We start from the raw sequence: 14,595 nt of genomic DNA on the forward strand, positions 1-14,595 counted from the left end.
ATGGACAATCTCGTCAATATCCTCTACATCGTCTCCTTCGCGCTGTTCATCTACGGCCTGATGGGCCTGACGGGCCCGAAGACGGCGGTGCGCGGCAACTGGATCGCCGCGGTCGGCATGGGTATCGCGGTGGTCGCGACCTTCATCGCCGTGCGCGACACCACCAACTGGATCCTGATCATCGCCGGTCTGGTTGTCGGTGTGGCACTGGGCGTTCCGCCCGCGAAGTTCACCAAGATGACCGCGATGCCGCAGCTGGTGGCCGCGTTCAACGGTGTCGGCGGCGGCACGGTCGCCCTCATCGCGTGGTCGGAATTCCTGAATACGCAAGGGTTTTCGCGCATCCACGAGGAGCCGACGGTCCACATCGTGATCGGCTCGCTGTTCGCGGCGATCATCGGATCGGTGTCGTTCTGGGGCTCGCTGATCGCGTTCGGCAAGCTGCAGGAGATCCTGCCCGGCCGCCCGATCGGCGTCGGCAGGCTGCAGCAGCCGCTGAATCTGCTGCTGCTGGCCGGATCCATCGCCGTCGCGGTGGTCATCGGTATCGGCGCCGCCGGTGACGGGGTGCCGGGCTGGTGGATGGTGCTGCTGCTGGTCCTGGCCGCGGTGCTCGGGCTGATGGTGGTGCTGCCGATCGGTGGCGCCGATATGCCGGTGGTCATCTCGCTGCTCAACGCGCTGACCGGATTGTCCGCCGCGGCAGCCGGTCTGGCGCTGAACAACACCGCGATGATCGTCGCGGGCATGATCGTCGGCGCCTCGGGCTCGATCCTGACCAACCTGATGGCCAAGGCGATGAACCGGTCCATTCCGGCGATCGTCGCGGGCGGATTCGGTGGCGGCGGAACGGCTCCCGGCGCCGGTGGCGGCGAGCAGAAGCAGGCCAAAGCCACCAGCGCGGCCGACGCCGCGATCCAGATGGCCTACGCCAACCAGGTCATCGTCGTCCCCGGGTACGGCATGGCCGTCGCCCAGGCCCAGCACGCGGTCAAGGAGATGGCAAACCTGTTGGAGGCCAAGGGCGTCGAGGTCAAGTACGCCATCCATCCGGTCGCCGGTCGCATGCCCGGTCACATGAACGTGCTGCTCGCCGAGGCCGAGGTGTCCTACGACGCGCTCAAGGAAATGGACGACATCAACGGCGAATTCGGCCGCACCGACGTGGCTCTGGTGATCGGCGCGAACGACGTCACCAATCCGGCCGCCCGCGAGGACTCCTCCAGTCCCATCTACGGCATGCCGGTGCTGAACGTCGACCAGGCGAAATCGGTGATCGTGCTGAAGCGTTCGATGAACTCCGGCTTCGCGGGCATCGACAATCCGCTGTTCTACGCCGATCACACCTCGATGCTGTTCGGCGACGCGAAGAAGTCGGTCGGCGCGGTGACCGAGGAACTCAAGGCGCTGTAGGGATTCGCTCGAGGTAGCCGCGACGGCCCGCACTCCCGGACACAGGGGTGCGGGCCGTCACGGCGTGATTCGCGAAACCAGAAGGCGGCGCACCAGGTCGGCGTCGCCGTCGATGGTGACCGACGACGGGTCGGCGCGGCCCCAGAACATCAGCAGCAGCTCCTCCGCCGTGCCGTGGATGGCGGCGGCGGCCTCGGGCTGGGGACCGGTCGGTGCGGGGCCCACCGCCTCGTACTGCGGTGGCTCGGCCGAGCCGGTGGGCACCAGGATCCATCGGGCGTCCCGGTCGGTGCACGAGACCGCGACCGGCGCAGCGAGATCGACGGGCGGCACCTGCCAGGCGTGCCTGCGATAGACCCACACGTCGAAGATCTCCGACAGGCCGTCGACGGCGAGGTCGGCGTCGTAGCTGGTGATCGCGTCCTGCGCCTGCCGGGCGTCGACGACGTGCATGGTGAGCTCGTGGCACTGCCGCCGCGACCAGAACCCGGCGGTGCGATCGGACGGCTGCATCGTCCACACCGGCGTCGCCGGATCGGTCGACTCCAGCACCTTCAGCAGATCGTCGAAGCAGCGGCGGTACCAGGCGGCAAGATCCTCGTCCGGTGCGGGCGGCGTGGCGACGTACCGCCGTCCGTGCTCCGGGTCGGTGACGACGGCGCGCGCCCACTGGTGCACCTCGCCGAGGTGCACCACGAGATCGCGGAGCGTCCAGCCCGGGCAGGCGGGAACGACCGCGTCCAATGGCCCCGTCTGCGTCGCCGCGACCATCGAGTCGGCCGCCTGCTGCAGCCGCTCCTGATATTCGCCCGGCGAAAGTAGCCCGTTGGGAAAGTCGGTCATGATCACCATCATGCCGACCCGAACCCCGGTCGCGCGATCCGGTTCGTGCGCTCGGTTCGTGACACCGTGCCGCCGGTCGAGTCGGCGTTGTCCCGGTGAGTGCCCACGCCGCGTATTACGCTGGGCGAATATGGAATTCCCCGCGTCGGGGGTTGGCTCGCCGCGGTGACCGAGAGGGGCCGGAATGACATTGCGCGAGAAGTTCGCCTCGCCCACGGCCGTGGATGGTGCGCTGGTCTACGGCGTGCCACACGAGACGCCGGACGGATCGACGGTCATCACCGTCACCGGATCCGGCGGCCTGCTGCGACCCGGCCCGCAGCCGGTCGGGATATTCGTGATCCGCGAGGGGGAGGTGACGTGGAAGCCCGCCCTCGACGAGGGCCGGATAGCCCTGGTCGCGGTGACGACGGGCCTGCTGTCGGCTGCCTTTCTCACCCTCGCGATCCTGCGCCGCCCGCCGTGGCCCGAACTGTCGTTCCACAAAACCGAAACCGCCTGACGGCGGCTCAGCGGTACCCGCGCTCCCGGGCCTCCACCGCATCCTTGGCCTGCTTCAGCGACGCCGCGGGGCGCGGCGATTTCGCGCCCCGCGCCGGGTCATGCGGACTTCAGGGTTCCGCCGTCGATGACGTAGTCGGCGCCGAGGATATTGGCGGCCTTCGGCGAGGCCAGGAAGGCGACCAGCGCCGCGATCTCCTCCGGCTCGGAGATCCGGCCGGAGGCCGCGCCGAACTGCTCGGCGGCGTTCGCCAACAGTGCCTCGTGCGAAATGCCCTGGGCCTCGGCGAGTTTCGCCCCGAATCCCTGCGGATCGCGCCACAGTGGCGTGCCGACCACGCCCGGCGACACGGTGTTGACGCGCACACCCCGCGGCCCGAACTCCTCGCTGAGCCGCTTGCCGAGCGAGGTGAGCGCGGCCTTGGCCTCGCTGTAGCCCACCGGCCCGACCGCCGGGATCCGCGAGTTGATGGAGGAGACGTTCACGACCGCCCCGCGACGCTCCAGCAGGCTCGGCAGTGCCGCTCGCGTGACCCGGACGGCGCTGAACAGGTTGAGATCGAACAGATTTCGCCACTGGTCGTCGGTGATGTCCAGGAATCCGCCGAGCCCCAGGCGATCCGCGTCCCCGCCGCCGACATTGTTCACGAGGATGTCGATGCCGCCCAGCTCGGCCAGCGCGGCCTCCACCGCGGCGGTGGCGCCCGCGGCCGTGCCCAGGTCGGCGGAAACGGCTGCGACGCTGGCCTTTTCGAGCTCCGGAGTGGGCGTGCGGGCGGCACCCACCACGCGCACGCCTTCGGCGGTCAGCTCCTGCGCGACGGCCAGTCCGATGCCCCGGCTGGCGCCGGTGACGAGGGCGGTCTTGCCGGTCAGTGCGAGATCCATGAGACTTCCTTTCTTGAACTACAGGTCAAAAACTAGGGCAGCAAAAGGCGCCGCGGGAGGTAGTGCGGTCAGAGGGTGGACAACGCCGTGTCGATGATCTTGTGCAGGGCGCGGGCGTCGTAGGTCTTGGCCATGACGCGCAGGCCCGCAATGGTATTCATCAGAAACTCCGCCGCCGCCTGCGGATCGGTGCCCCGATCCACATCGCCGTCGCGGCGGCCCTGGTCGATTCGGGCCGCCATCGCGGCGACGGTGTGATCCTGCATGGCCCGCAGGGCGCGGGTGATCTCCGGATCCTGCGCCGCGAACTCCGTCGCGGTGTTGACCGCCAGGCAGCCGCGCCGGACCGGCTCGGTCGTATCGGTGTCCACGAGGTGGTGAAGGAAGGCGCGCACGCAGTCGCGGGCGGTCCCGGGCCGGGACATGAAATCGGCGACCAGTTCCGTCCCCATCCGGTCGTAGCGGTTCAGGACCCGATCGAACAGCTCTCGCTTGCTGCCGAAGGTGTTGTACAGGCTGCCTTTTCCGATGCCGGTGCACTCGGCCAGCTGCGCCGGCGAGGTGTTGGCGTAGCCGTGGGTCCAGAAGGCGTCCATGGCCAGCTCGATCACCCTCTCCGGTTCGAAGTTGCGCGGCCTGGCCATGCCGCAGACGCTACGTGTTTTTGTCCTCAAGGTCAAGAATTGGGATTTCCGCTACTCCGTGGCCGTGATCCGAGCGAACCAGGCGCACAGCACGACCAGCACCAGCGGGAAGATCAGCGCCGTGGTCAGCGACGTGGGCTTGGACAGCCAGCCGATGACCGACGGACCGGCCAGGAAGCCGAGATAGCCGAGGCCGAACACCCGCGACATGTCGGTGGCGGCCGTGGCGGTACCGAGATTGCCCGCGGCGCTGAAGATCTGGGGCACGCCGCCCGCGAGACCGATGCCGAGCAGCGCCCAGCCGAACAGGGTCAGCGGGATCCACATCGAGGTGATGATGAGCACCAGACCGAGCGCGGCGAGCAGCGAACCCCAGCGGACCACCGCGACCGGGCCGAAGCGGCCGCTGACCCGGTCGGCGCCGAAACGCCCCACGGTCATCGTGGTGGAGAAGGCGCCGAAGGCCAGTGCCGCGGTGGCCTCGTTCGCGCCGAGATGCTCGCGCAGTTGCAGCGCGCTCCAGTCGTTGGCGACGCCCTCGGTCATCAGCAGGGCGAACGCGATCGCGGCCAGGGCGAAGACCTTGCGCGAGGATGAGCGCGGTCGCTCGGCTTTCTCCGTGGGCGACCCGTCGGCGGCCGTCTCGGCGTCGGCCGCAACGGCCGCGGCGGTCGAATCTTCGACCCGAGGCAGCAGGCGGGGCACACTGGCGGCCGCGACGGCGAGGCCGCATGCCGCGGCGACCGAGAGCGTCGTCAGGAGACTCCACCCGATGTGCATGGCCGCCGCACCGGCCAGCGATCCGGCCAGGCCGCCGCAGGAGAACAGCGCGTGGAACGCCGACATGATCGGCCGTGGATACTCCCGCTCGACCAGCACCGCCTGGGCGTTCATCGACACGTCCATGGCGCCGTTGCCGAATCCGAAGACGATCAGCGCGACGACGAGTTGCAGCGGGCCGGTCGCCAATCCGGGTCCGAGTATCGACAGCGACAGCCAACAGGCCGCCGCCGCGACCAGTGTGCGGCTGCCGAACCTGTCGGCCAGCGGCCCGGCCGCCTGCATCCCGGCGATGGCACTGACCGCCATGAGCAGGATGAATATGCCCAGCGTGGCATGGGACACCCCGGTGCGACCCGTGATCGCCGGGATGTGCACCACCCACATGGAGGCCACGAAACCGTTGAGCCCGAACACCGCGAACACCGCGGCGCGTGCCCTCCGGACCGGGGGAGCGAGCGTCGAAGCAGCCATTGATCCGACGGTACCGGTGCCGGGCACCGGTAGCTCCCCGACCGCGGCGCCGTTGCCGTGGTGCCAGGTACCGAATCTTGTCCGGTTTCAACCGGTTTCGACTCGATTCTATTCCGGGGCACCGACAAGTTCCGGCGCCCGGAAACGGGCTTGAGAAGGCGGTGGCCATCTGCGAGAGTTTGGGGGTGGACCCGCTGGAAAGCCTGCTCGAGGGGCCGCGGGCGCGCGGTGCGTTCGTCATGCGCTCGCTGCTCGATCCGCCCTGGTCACTGCGGATTCGCGACGAATCGCCGCTGACCGTGGTGGCGGTGGTGCGCGGCAGCGGCTGGATCGTCCCCGACGGCGGTGTCGCGGCCCGGCACGTGCGGGAGGGCGATGTGGCGATCATTCGCGGCCCGGAGCACTACACCTTCGCCGACGATCCGGCGACCGAGCCGCAGGTGTACATCGATCCCGGGCAGATCACCACGACGCCGGAGGGCGAGGTGCTGTGCGAGACATGGAGTCTCGGCGTGCGTGGCTGGGGCACCGATCCCGACGCCGCCACCATGCTCGTCACCGGCACCTACGAACAGGAGAGCGCGGCGAGCCGGCGGCTGCTGCGGGCGCTGCCGCCGCGGATCGTGCTGCCCGGCAGCGAACTCGACAGCCCGATCCTCGATCTGCTGGTCGCGGAGAGCGCGAAGGACCGGCCCGCGCAGGGTGCCATGCTCGACCGCCTGCTCGACCTGCTGCTGATCGCCACGCTGCGCGCCTGGTTCTCCCGCAACGACGCCCCGGCCTGGTACCACGCCTACGCGGATCCGCTGGTGGGCAGGGCCCTGCGCCTGCTGCAGCACAATCCGGCGCACCAGTGGACGGTGGCGTCGCTGGCCACCGAGGTCGGCGTGTCACGGGCGGCGCTGGCCCGCCGGTTCACCGATCTGGTCGGCGAGCCCCCGATGGCGTTCCTCACCGATTGGCGCCTGGCCCTGGCCGCCGATCTGCTACACGACTCAGACGCGACGGTCGAGGCCATCGCCCGCCGCGTCGGATACGGCAGCGCCTTCGCGTTGAGCACCGCGTTCAAACGGCACTTCGGTGTCAGCCCCCGCGAACACCGCATGTCCTCGACGGCGGCGGACCGGGGTCTGGCTGTGGCATCGCAGGCCGGTTCCTGACCGGACCCGCAGGTGGTCGCCTCGTTGTGCCGCGGTCCGCGGCGCGTGACTATTGTCGGCCGGGTGACGACGCAGCAGGACTACCCGGTGCTCTGGCCGATGCCGACCCGGTGGGCGGACAACGACCACTACGGACACGTCAACAACGTGACCTACTACTCGTACTTCGACACCGCGGTCAACGGCTGGCTGATGGAGGCGACCGGGACCGACATCCGGGAATTGCCCGCCATCGGGGTGGTCGCGCAGACCTCCTGCCAGTTCCTCGGCTCGCTCAGCTTCCCGGACCGGCTGCGCGTCGGCCTGCGCATCGCCCGGCTCGGCCGCACCAGCATCACCTACGACCTCGCCATCTTCCGCGAGGACGGCGATGCCCTCGAGCTGGCGGCCACGGGCACGTTCGTGCACGTCTACGTCGACGACGAGACCCGCAAACCGGTCGAGATCCCGGACGTGATCCGCAGCGCCGCAGCGGCTCTGGTGACCGACTGAGGGGTCAGATCCGGCCCAGCAGGGTCAGCGGGTCCTCCAGCAGCGACGCGACCGTGGCCAGGAAACGGGCGCCCAGTTCGCCGTCGATCATGCGGTGATCGAAGCTCAGCCCCAGGGTCGTGACCCAGCGGACGGCCAGCTCGTCGCGATATACCCACGGCTGCTTGCGAATCGAGCCCAGGCACAGGATCGCGCCCTCGCCCGGATTGACCAGCGGCACGCCGGTGTCGACGCCGAAGACGCCGACATTGGTGATGGTGAACGTCCCGCCGCGCAGGTCCGTCGGCGCCGCGCGGCCGGAGCGGGCGACATCGGCGAGCCAGCCGATCTCCCGGCACAGTTCGCGCAGGCTCAGCGTCTGCGCCTCCTTGACGGTGGGGACCAGCAGCCCGCGGTCGGTGGCCACGGCGATGCCCAGATTGACGTAGTGCCGGGTGACGATCTCCTTGCGCTCCTCGTCCCAGGCCGAATTGATGTCCGGGAACTCCGCCATCGCGGCCAGCGTCGCCTTGGCGACCAGCGCCAGCGGCGTCAGCGTGAGCCCGGCGAAGGACTCGGTGCTGCGCAGATGGTCGAGCAGCTCCATCGAGGCCGTGAAGTCCATGGTGACGAACGCGCTGGCCTGCGGGATGGTGCGGGCGCTGGTCACCATGGCGGCGGCGGTGCGTTTGCGCACCCCGGAGACCGGCGTGCGGGTCTCGCGCGCGGACGGGACGGCGCGGATGATGCCGCCGTCGGGGCGCATCGTCGGCACCGGCGGCGCGCTCGGGCGTGGCGCGTCGTCGTCCTCGTCCGGGGTCGCGCGGTTCGGCGGCTGCGATACCGGGACCGCGTGCCGGACGTCGTCGACGGTGACGGCGCCGCCCGGGCCCGACCCGGCGACGAAGGCGATATTGATCCCGAGTTCGCGGGCCAGCTTGCGGGCGGCCGGGGTCGCGGGCGGGCGGCTGGGCAGCTCCGGGTAGGTCGCCGTGGATTCCGCCGGGTCGGCCGCGGAATCCGGCTGCGCCGCAACGAGCTTCGCGGCCGGGCGGGTGCGGCGCGAGGTCGCCTCGCCCTCCGGGCCGTAACCAACCAGGACCGACTGCCGTGCATCGGTCGGCGCGTCCGGCCGCTGCGGCGGGGCGACCGCGAACTCGGTGGCGACGCGAATGAGGGGCGCGCCCACCGGCACGGTGTCACCGGGCTGGGCCAGTAGCTCCAGCACCTTGCCGGAGAACGGGCAGGGCAGCTCCACCTGCGCCTTGGCGGTCTCCACCTCGGCGATGGCCTGATTCAGCTCCACCTGATCGCCGACGGCCACCGCCCACGAGACCAGTTCGGCCTCGGTCAGTCCCTCGCCGAGATCGGGGAGCCGGAACTCCAGCACATGGTTCTGGTCATCGTCTGCAACCGGGTCTTCCAACGGGCACCTTCTGTCTGAACGGGCTGGTCAGGCGGCAAGCGTGCGGTCGACCGCGGCCAAGATGCGGTCGGGGTCGGGCAGGTGGTGCCGTTCGAGCTTAGCCGGGGGGTAGGGGATGTCGAAGCCACCGACCCGCAGAACCGGTGCCTCCAGGTAGTAGAAGCACCGTTCGGTGATGCGGGCGGCGATCTCGGCGCCCAGTCCGGCGAAGATCGGTGCCTCGTGCGCGACGATCAGGCGGCCGGTGCGGCGCACCGACTCCTCGACCGTGTCGAAATCGATCGGCGACAGGCTGCGCAGATCGATCACCTCCAGCGAATGCCCCTCGCCCGCGGCGATTTCCGCCGCCGTCAGCGCCGTGCGCACCATGCCGCCGTAGGCGACCACCGTGGCATCGTCGCCGTCGCGGCGGATCCGGGCGCGATCCAGCGGGAACGGGTCGTCGTCGAGGGCCGTGAAATCGACATCGGCCTTGTCCCAGTAGCGGCGCTTGGGCTCGAAGAAGATCACCGGATCGTCGAGCGAGATCGCCTGGCGGATCATCAGATACGCGTCGGCCGGATCGCTCGGCGCCACCACCCGCAGCCCGGCGGTGTGCGCGAAGTACGCCTCCGGCGACTCGGAATGGTGTTCCACCGAGCCGATGCCGCCGCCGCACGGAATGCGGATCGTCAAGGGCGCGAACACCTTTCCCTGGGTGCGGTAGTGGATCTTGGCGACCTGGGAGACGATCTGGTCGAAGGCCGGGTAGACGAAGCCGTCGAACTGGATCTCGCAGACCGGCCGGTAGCCGCGCAGTGCCATGCCGAACGCCGTTCCGATGATGCCGGATTCGGCGAGCGGGGTGTCGATGACGCGGTTGTTGCCGAAGTCCTTCTGCAGCGTGTCGGTCACCCGGAAGACCCCGCCGAGCCTTCCGATGTCCTCGCCCATCAGCACGACCTTCGGATCGTCCTCGAGGGCTCGGCGCAGTCCGGTGTTCAGGGCGCCCGCGAAGGTGGTGATCATGACCGCACTCCTTCCGCGTCGGCGAGATAGTCGGCGTATTGCCGCCGCTCCTCCTCGATCAGTGGATGCCGGGTGGTGTAGACGTGTTCGAACAGCTGTGCCGGATCCGGGTCGGGCATATCGATGGTCGCGGCGCGCAGCAGGCCGCCGACCGCGTCGGAGCGGTCCCGCACTCGTAGCTCGAAATCGCTGTCCCACAGGTCTTCTCGCTCCAGTAGCCGTTTCATCCGATCGATCGGGTCGCGGCGCTGCCAGACCTCGTTCTCGGCGGCCGAGCGGTAGCGGGTGGGGTCGTCGGCGGTGGTGTGCGGGCCCATGCGATAGGTGATGGCCTCGACGAACGAGGGGCCGCCGCCGGTGCGGGCGCGCGCGACCGCCTGCCGGGTCATCGCCAGCACGGCCAGCACGTCGTTGCCGTCCACCTGCACACCCGGGATGCCGTAGCCGTAGGCGCGGCGCACGATCGGCGTCGGGCTCTGCACGCGCACCGGCTCGCTGATGGCCCACTGGTTGTTCATGCAGAAGAACACCACCGGCGCGCTCCACGACGCGGCGAAACCGAGCGCCTCGGCCATATCGCCCTGGCTGGTGGCGCCGTCGCCGAAGTAGGTGAGCACCGCGATCTCGGCGCCGTCCAGGTGGGCGGCGTAGGCGTAACCGGTCGCGTGCAGGCCCTGCGCGCCCACCACGATGGCGGGATTGGTCATGTTGATATCGGCCGGGTCCCAGCAGTAGTGGGCGGCGCCGCGCCACAGCCGGGTGATCCGGCCCGGGTCGACGCCGCGGCAATAGGCCACGCCCGCCTCGCGGTAGCTGCAGAACACGTAGTCGTCGGCGTGCAGGGCGTGCGCGGAGCCGACCTGGGCGGCCTCCTGGCCCAGCAGGGGCGGCCACAGGCCCAGCTGGCCCTGGCGTTGCAGCGCGGTCGCCTCCGCATCGATGCGGCGGGCGACCACCATGTCCTCGTACAACTGCCGCAATCGGTCGGGTCCGACATCGGATACCAGCGCCGCGTGCTCGCGGTCGAGTACGCGGCGGCCGTCCGGCTGGACCAACTGCACCGGGTAGGTGATCGGGTCGGCCATAACCCTCGCCTCCTGTCCGTCGCTGCGCCGGGGTCTCCGTCCTCGCGACGTAAGAGAGTGTGCTATATCACACAGCATCCACGATTGGGCGACCTGCGCAAGTATGGACACGCCAAGTGGGCAGAATGCGCGGGTTCGGTGCCTTCGGTGCGGGCATACTGCCTCGAGTGATCAGGTTCGTCGGTGCCGCTGCGACATCCGTTGCCCGGAGGCGCCGATCGCCCCCGGTTTTCCGTGGCTCGATCATGGCCGCTGGGCGACCTGCGCAGGATTCGCGTGGTGAATTGGGCAGTATGCTCGCGTTCACGGTGTGACGGCTGCCATACTGCCTTGCATGTCTAGTGGAGAGCCCGCCGGAGCCGTCGTCGATGCCACCGACGCGCGACTGCTGCTGGAACTGATCGCCAATCCCCGCGCCACCGGGGTGGAGCTGGCCACCCGGCTGGGGCTGTCGCGCAATACGGTGCAGGCGCGGCTGTCCCGCTGGGAGGCGGGTGGCGTGCTGGCCAGCTTCGAGCGCCGCGTCGATCCCCGGGCCCTCGGCTATCCGCTGGCCGCCTTCGTGGCGGTCGTGGTCGACCAGCACACGCTGGATTCGGTGGTGGACGAGCTGGCCGAGGTGCCGGAGGTGACCGAGGTGTGCGGCATGACCGGGCCCACCGACCTCACCGTGCGGGTGGTGGCCCGCGACGCCGACGACCTCTACCGCATCGCCGGGCAGATCCTGAAGATTCCGGGCGTGGACCGCACCAATATGGCCCTGGTGATGCGCCAGCTCGTCGGCCCGCGCACGGGCCCGCTGCTGCGGCGGCTGGCGGTCCCGAACGGCGTTGCGCCGCGCCAGGATTCGGCCCGCGCCAACCGCGCGCTCGGACTCGCACCCCGCCCCCGCTGAGCCGTCGTTCCGGGGGTATCGGGCCGATGCGCGACAGGCCGCTGTCGGCCGCCCGGATGTCGAACCGATACGGCAGGGCAAACTCAGGCCAGTTTCGAGGGATTGGCTCCTGACTGGACTGGTCGGCGTTGGCGACCATGGCTCGGTGACTGCCACCGCTGAGACCGAATCGAATGTTGCCGCCGAATCCGATGTGGGCCCGCTGCATGCCGTGGGTGCCGGGGTGGTCACGGCGCTGGTGGGGTTCACCAGCTCGTTCGCGGTGGTGCTGGCGGGATTGCGGGGTGTGGGGGCGACGCCCGCGCAGGCGGCGTCGGGCCTGCTGGCCGTGTGCGTGACGCAGGCGGTGGGGATCGTGCTGCTGAGCCGCCGGTACCGGATGCCGATCACACTGGCCTGGTCGACCCCGGGTGCCGCGCTGCTGGCGAGCACCGGGGCGATCGCCGGTGGCTGGCCCGCGGCGGTCGGGGCGTTCGTGGTGACCGGAGTGCTGGTCGTCCTCACCGGCTTCTGGCAGCGGCTCGGTCGGCTGATCGCGGCCATTCCGGCCGAGATCGCGCAGGCGATGCTGGCCGGGGTGCTGCTGCCGCTGTGCCTGGCCCCCATGCACGCGCTGACCACCAGCCCCGCCGTGGTGCTCCCCGTGCTGGTGGTGTGGCTGGTGCTGCAGCGCTTCGCGCCGCGCTGGGCGATTCTGGCGGCCTTCGCGACGGCCGCGGTCGGCGCCGGTGTCGACATCGCCGTCACCCATCGCCGCCTGGATCTCGCGACCATGCTGCCGCGGGTGGAATGGACTGTGCCGCACTGGAGTTGGCAGGCTTTGATCGGTGTGGCCGTGCCGCTGTACATCGTCACGATGGCCGCGCAGAACATTCCGGGGACGGCGGTGATGAGCTCGTTCGGCTACCGGGTGCCGTGGCGCGCGGCCATGAGCACGACCGGGCTGGGCACGATCGCGGGGGCGTTCGCGGGCGGGCACGCGATCAATCTCGCGGCGGTCAGCGCGGCGCTGGCGGCGGCGCCGGAGGCGCACCCGGATCCGCGGCGGCGCTGGATCGCCGGGTTCAGCGCGGGGTGGACGTATCTGGTGCTGGCGCTCGCCTCGGGCGCGCTGGTGGCCCTGGTGGCCGCGGCGCCGCCGGGCGTCCTGGAAACCGTTGCGGCACTGGCCTTGATCGCCACGCTGGCGGCCGCGCTGACCGCGGCGCTGGGACCGGCGGAGCATCGGCTCGCCGCCGCCGTCACGTTCGGCGTATCGGCCTCGGGCATCGCCCTGCTCGGCATCGGCGCCGCGTTCTGGGCCCTGGTCGCGGGCCTGCTGGTGCGCTGGGTGCTGCGGCCACAGCGCGCAGGATCGCCGGGTGGATCGGCGGGGCGAGACCTGTCGTAGGGTGGGGGTGTTCGCGTACCGGGTGCAGATCTGACAGAGGAGCTGGCTTGACCGCGGTGTTGATTTCGGCCGAGGATCTTCGGAAAGAGCTGTCCGACAGCGGCTCTCGCGTGCATCTGCTGGATGTGCGGTGGGCACTCGGCGATCCGGACGGGCCGCAGCACTATCTGGACGGCCATATCCCGGGAGCCGTCTTCGTCGATCTGGAGACCGAACTGGCGGCTCCGCCGTCCCCGGCGCGCGGGCGGCATCCGCTGCCGGACCTCGCCCACCTGCAGAAATGCGCCCGGAGCTGGGGGCTTCGCGCCGGGGAGCCGGTCGTCGTCTACGACGCGACGGGCGGGATGGCCGCGGCGCGGGCGTGGTGGCTGCTGCGGTGGGCCGGTGTGGCGGACGTGCGCATTCTCGACGGCGGGCTCCCGGCGTGGGAACGCGCCGGTGGTGAGCTCAGCACCGGCAGCGAACCCGATCCGGCGCCGGGCGACGTCGTGTTCGGCCCGGACCACATGCCGGTGACCGACGCCGACGGCGCGGCGAACTGGCCGGGCCCGCTGCTCGACGCGCGGGCCGGGGAACGCTACCGCGGCGAATCGGAGCCGGTCGATCCCCGGGCCGGGCACATCCCGGGCGCCGTGAGCGCGCCGACCGCCGAGAACCTCACGGCCGACGGCACTTTCAAATCCCCCGATGAGCTGCGGACGCGGTTCGCCGCCCACGGCCCCGGCCCGGTCGCGGTGTACTGCGGCTCGGGCATCACGGCCGCCCACCAGATCGCGGCCCTGGCCGTCGCCGGAATCGACGCCACCCTCTACCCGGGCTCATGGTCCCAATGGTCCAACGACCCCAAGCGCCCCGCCGCCACCGGCTGACCCTCCCCGCGTGGTCAAGGGCAGGTGCGGGCTACTCGGTGTAGGGCGTCGCGGTCGGCGATGGTGAGGGGGAGGTTGTATCGGGTTGCGGCCGTGAGGTATTTGCCTGCGTAGAAGCAGCGGTAGGCGCGGGCGGGAGGTAACCAGTCGCCGGGGGTGCTGTCGCCCTTGTCCTCGTTGGTCGCGCCGTCGACGGCGAGCAGGTTGAAGTCGATATCGTTGGCGAAGCGAATGCGCTGGGGCAGTGGCCAATTCGCGGCACCCATATCCCAGGCGGCGGCCAGCGGATAGATGTGGTCGATCTGCACCTCGCGCGCGCGGGATTTGTCGAATTCGATGCGCTGGCCCGTGTAGGGGTCTTGCAGAATGCCCGCGACCACGACGCACCCGTGCGTGCCGGGACGGTGGCGCACGGCACTCAACTGTCCGGTGAGCACGTTGTTGCGGGTGTCGCAGCCGTCGTGCCCGCCGCGGCCGTCGTAATCATCGGACCACGCCGGGCCGAAGACGCAGCCCTCGCCGGTGCGGCAGCCGCGCTGGTATCCGCCCGGGTGCGGCCGCTTGTCGATAATCCGGACCGCGGCGAGCAGCGCCTCCACCTGCGCGCGCGTGGGGCTGCCCGGTGCGGGCGGTCCGTCGGTCACGATCGAGCAGCCCGCGAGAACCACTGCGACGGCCAGCACCAGCCCCCACCATCCACGCCCACCCCGCTGCATGTCTCAGGTGTATACCCGGGCACCGACAATCG

At 70.3% G+C, this 14,595-nt stretch carries 15 protein-coding genes; 7 read left to right on the forward strand and 8 right to left on the reverse strand.

Annotated elements, in window-relative coordinates; genetic code table 11:
• Nucleotides 1-1,413, forward strand: coding sequence for an NAD(P)(+) transhydrogenase (Re/Si-specific) subunit beta (locus QH290_RS31405; RefSeq protein ID WP_280268294.1), 1,413 nt, complete (start codon nucleotides 1-3; stop codon nucleotides 1,411-1,413).
• Nucleotides 1,414-1,470: 57 nt separating this feature from the next.
• On the opposite strand, the gene QH290_RS31410 is transcribed toward QH290_RS31405, so the two are convergent.
• On the reverse strand, nucleotides 1,471-2,256 hold the full coding sequence (locus QH290_RS31410) for a maleylpyruvate isomerase family mycothiol-dependent enzyme (RefSeq protein ID WP_280268295.1): 786 nt from the start codon (nucleotides 2,254-2,256) through the stop codon (nucleotides 1,471-1,473).
• Nucleotides 2,257-2,440: 184 nt separating this feature from the next.
• Between QH290_RS31410 and QH290_RS31415 the strand changes: the two genes are divergently transcribed.
• Nucleotides 2,441-2,758, forward strand: a complete 318-nt coding sequence (locus tag QH290_RS31415; RefSeq protein WP_280268296.1) for a hypothetical protein — start codon at nucleotides 2,441-2,443, stop codon at nucleotides 2,756-2,758.
• A gap of 98 nt (nucleotides 2,759-2,856) precedes the next feature.
• On the opposite strand, the gene QH290_RS31420 is transcribed toward QH290_RS31415, so the two are convergent.
• The 3 genes from QH290_RS31420 to QH290_RS31430 all read right to left on the reverse strand — a co-directional run bounded on the left by QH290_RS31420 (nucleotide 2,857) and on the right by QH290_RS31430 (nucleotide 5,543).
• The gene (locus QH290_RS31420; RefSeq protein ID WP_280265840.1) at nucleotides 2,857-3,645 is read right to left on the reverse strand and encodes an oxidoreductase; all 789 of its coding nucleotides are present in this window, start codon (nucleotides 3,643-3,645) and stop codon (nucleotides 2,857-2,859) included.
• Nucleotides 3,646-3,713: 68 nt separating this feature from the next.
• Nucleotides 3,714-4,289 (reverse strand): TetR/AcrR family transcriptional regulator, encoded by a 576-nt coding sequence (locus QH290_RS31425; protein ID WP_280265841.1) that lies wholly within the window; start codon nucleotides 4,287-4,289, stop codon nucleotides 3,714-3,716.
• A 51-nt stretch (nucleotides 4,290-4,340) separates the two neighbouring features.
• On the reverse strand, nucleotides 4,341-5,543 hold the full coding sequence (locus QH290_RS31430) for an MFS transporter (RefSeq protein WP_280265842.1): 1,203 nt from the start codon (nucleotides 5,541-5,543) through the stop codon (nucleotides 4,341-4,343).
• Between the two features lie 185 nt (nucleotides 5,544-5,728).
• On the opposite strand from QH290_RS31430, the gene QH290_RS31435 reads away from it, so the two are divergent.
• Together QH290_RS31435 and QH290_RS31440 are read left to right on the forward strand one after the other, a co-directional pair.
• Nucleotides 5,729-6,703: an AraC family transcriptional regulator gene (locus QH290_RS31435; protein ID WP_280265843.1), complete on the forward strand. Its 975-nt coding sequence runs from the start codon at nucleotides 5,729-5,731 to the stop codon at nucleotides 6,701-6,703.
• Nucleotides 6,704-6,802: 99 nt separating this feature from the next.
• Nucleotides 6,803-7,195, forward strand: coding sequence for an acyl-CoA thioesterase (locus QH290_RS31440; RefSeq protein WP_280386869.1), 393 nt, complete (start codon nucleotides 6,803-6,805; stop codon nucleotides 7,193-7,195).
• Between the two features lie 4 nt (nucleotides 7,196-7,199).
• Here the strand turns inward: QH290_RS31440 and QH290_RS31445 are convergent, their stop codons facing one another.
• Genes QH290_RS31445 through pdhA form a run of 3 tightly spaced genes read right to left on the reverse strand, consistent with a single transcriptional unit; the run spans nucleotide 7,200 to nucleotide 10,693 of the window.
• Nucleotides 7,200-8,600: a dihydrolipoamide acetyltransferase family protein gene (locus QH290_RS31445; protein ID WP_280386843.1), complete on the reverse strand. Its 1,401-nt coding sequence runs from the start codon at nucleotides 8,598-8,600 to the stop codon at nucleotides 7,200-7,202.
• Nucleotides 8,601-8,627: 27 nt separating this feature from the next.
• On the reverse strand, nucleotides 8,628-9,608 hold the full coding sequence (locus QH290_RS31450; protein WP_280265845.1) for an alpha-ketoacid dehydrogenase subunit beta: 981 nt from the start codon (nucleotides 9,606-9,608) through the stop codon (nucleotides 8,628-8,630).
• Nucleotides 9,605-10,693, reverse strand: coding sequence for a pyruvate dehydrogenase (acetyl-transferring) E1 component subunit alpha (gene pdhA / locus QH290_RS31455; protein WP_280386845.1), 1,089 nt, complete (start codon nucleotides 10,691-10,693; stop codon nucleotides 9,605-9,607). Before pdhA ends, QH290_RS31450 begins: the two co-directional genes overlap by 4 nt.
• 334 nt (nucleotides 10,694-11,027) lie before the next feature.
• Between pdhA and QH290_RS31460 the strand changes: the two genes are divergently transcribed.
• The 3 genes from QH290_RS31460 (at nucleotide 11,028) to QH290_RS31470 (ending at nucleotide 13,847) form a co-directional block, all read left to right on the forward strand.
• A complete protein-coding gene (locus tag QH290_RS31460) occupies nucleotides 11,028-11,588 on the forward strand; it encodes an Lrp/AsnC family transcriptional regulator (RefSeq protein ID WP_280386846.1) in 561 nt (186 codons plus the stop codon).
• A 193-nt stretch (nucleotides 11,589-11,781) separates the two neighbouring features.
• Nucleotides 11,782-12,978 (forward strand): benzoate/H(+) symporter BenE family transporter, encoded by a 1,197-nt coding sequence (locus tag QH290_RS31465; RefSeq protein ID WP_280386871.1) that lies wholly within the window; start codon nucleotides 11,782-11,784, stop codon nucleotides 12,976-12,978.
• 56 nt (nucleotides 12,979-13,034) lie between these two features.
• A complete protein-coding gene (locus tag QH290_RS31470) occupies nucleotides 13,035-13,847 on the forward strand; it encodes a sulfurtransferase (protein ID WP_425301696.1) in 813 nt (270 codons plus the stop codon).
• A 14-nt stretch (nucleotides 13,848-13,861) separates the two neighbouring features.
• Here QH290_RS31470 and QH290_RS31475 read toward each other — a convergent pair whose 3' ends face one another.
• Nucleotides 13,862-14,563, reverse strand: coding sequence for an HNH endonuclease family protein (locus QH290_RS31475; RefSeq protein WP_280265849.1), 702 nt, complete (start codon nucleotides 14,561-14,563; stop codon nucleotides 13,862-13,864).
• Between the last annotated feature and the right edge of the window lie 32 nt (nucleotides 14,564-14,595).

The sequence above is a fragment of the Nocardia wallacei genome (genome assembly GCF_029869545.1).
In the GTDB taxonomy this organism is placed as follows: Bacteria; Actinomycetota; Actinomycetes; order Mycobacteriales; family Mycobacteriaceae; genus Nocardia; species Nocardia wallacei_A.

Bases quoted from the DNA above. Each gene is read 5' to 3' on its own strand.
- QH290_RS31415 (WP_280268296.1), top strand. From the start codon at position 2,441: ATGACATTGCGCGAGAAGTTCGCCTCGCCCACGGCCGTGGATGGTGCG.
- QH290_RS31410 (WP_280268295.1), bottom strand. From the start codon at position 2,256: ATGACCGACTTTCCCAACGGGCTACTTTCGCCGGGCGAATATCAGGAG.
- pdhA (WP_280386845.1), bottom strand. From the start codon at position 10,693: ATGGCCGACCCGATCACCTACCCGGTGCAGTTGGTCCAGCCGGACGGC.
- QH290_RS31450 (WP_280265845.1), bottom strand. From the start codon at position 9,608: ATGATCACCACCTTCGCGGGCGCCCTGAACACCGGACTGCGCCGAGCC.
- QH290_RS31420 (WP_280265840.1), bottom strand. From the start codon at position 3,645: ATGGATCTCGCACTGACCGGCAAGACCGCCCTCGTCACCGGCGCCAGC.
- QH290_RS31425 (WP_280265841.1), bottom strand. From the start codon at position 4,289: ATGGCCAGGCCGCGCAACTTCGAACCGGAGAGGGTGATCGAGCTGGCC.
- QH290_RS31460 (WP_280386846.1), top strand. From the start codon at position 11,028: ATGTCTAGTGGAGAGCCCGCCGGAGCCGTCGTCGATGCCACCGACGCG.
- QH290_RS31430 (WP_280265842.1), bottom strand. From the start codon at position 5,543: ATGGCTGCTTCGACGCTCGCTCCCCCGGTCCGGAGGGCACGCGCCGCG.
- QH290_RS31440 (WP_280386869.1), top strand. From the start codon at position 6,803: ATGCCGACCCGGTGGGCGGACAACGACCACTACGGACACGTCAACAAC.
- QH290_RS31405 (WP_280268294.1), top strand. From the start codon at position 1: ATGGACAATCTCGTCAATATCCTCTACATCGTCTCCTTCGCGCTGTTC.
- QH290_RS31475 (WP_280265849.1), bottom strand. From the start codon at position 14,563: ATGCAGCGGGGTGGGCGTGGATGGTGGGGGCTGGTGCTGGCCGTCGCA.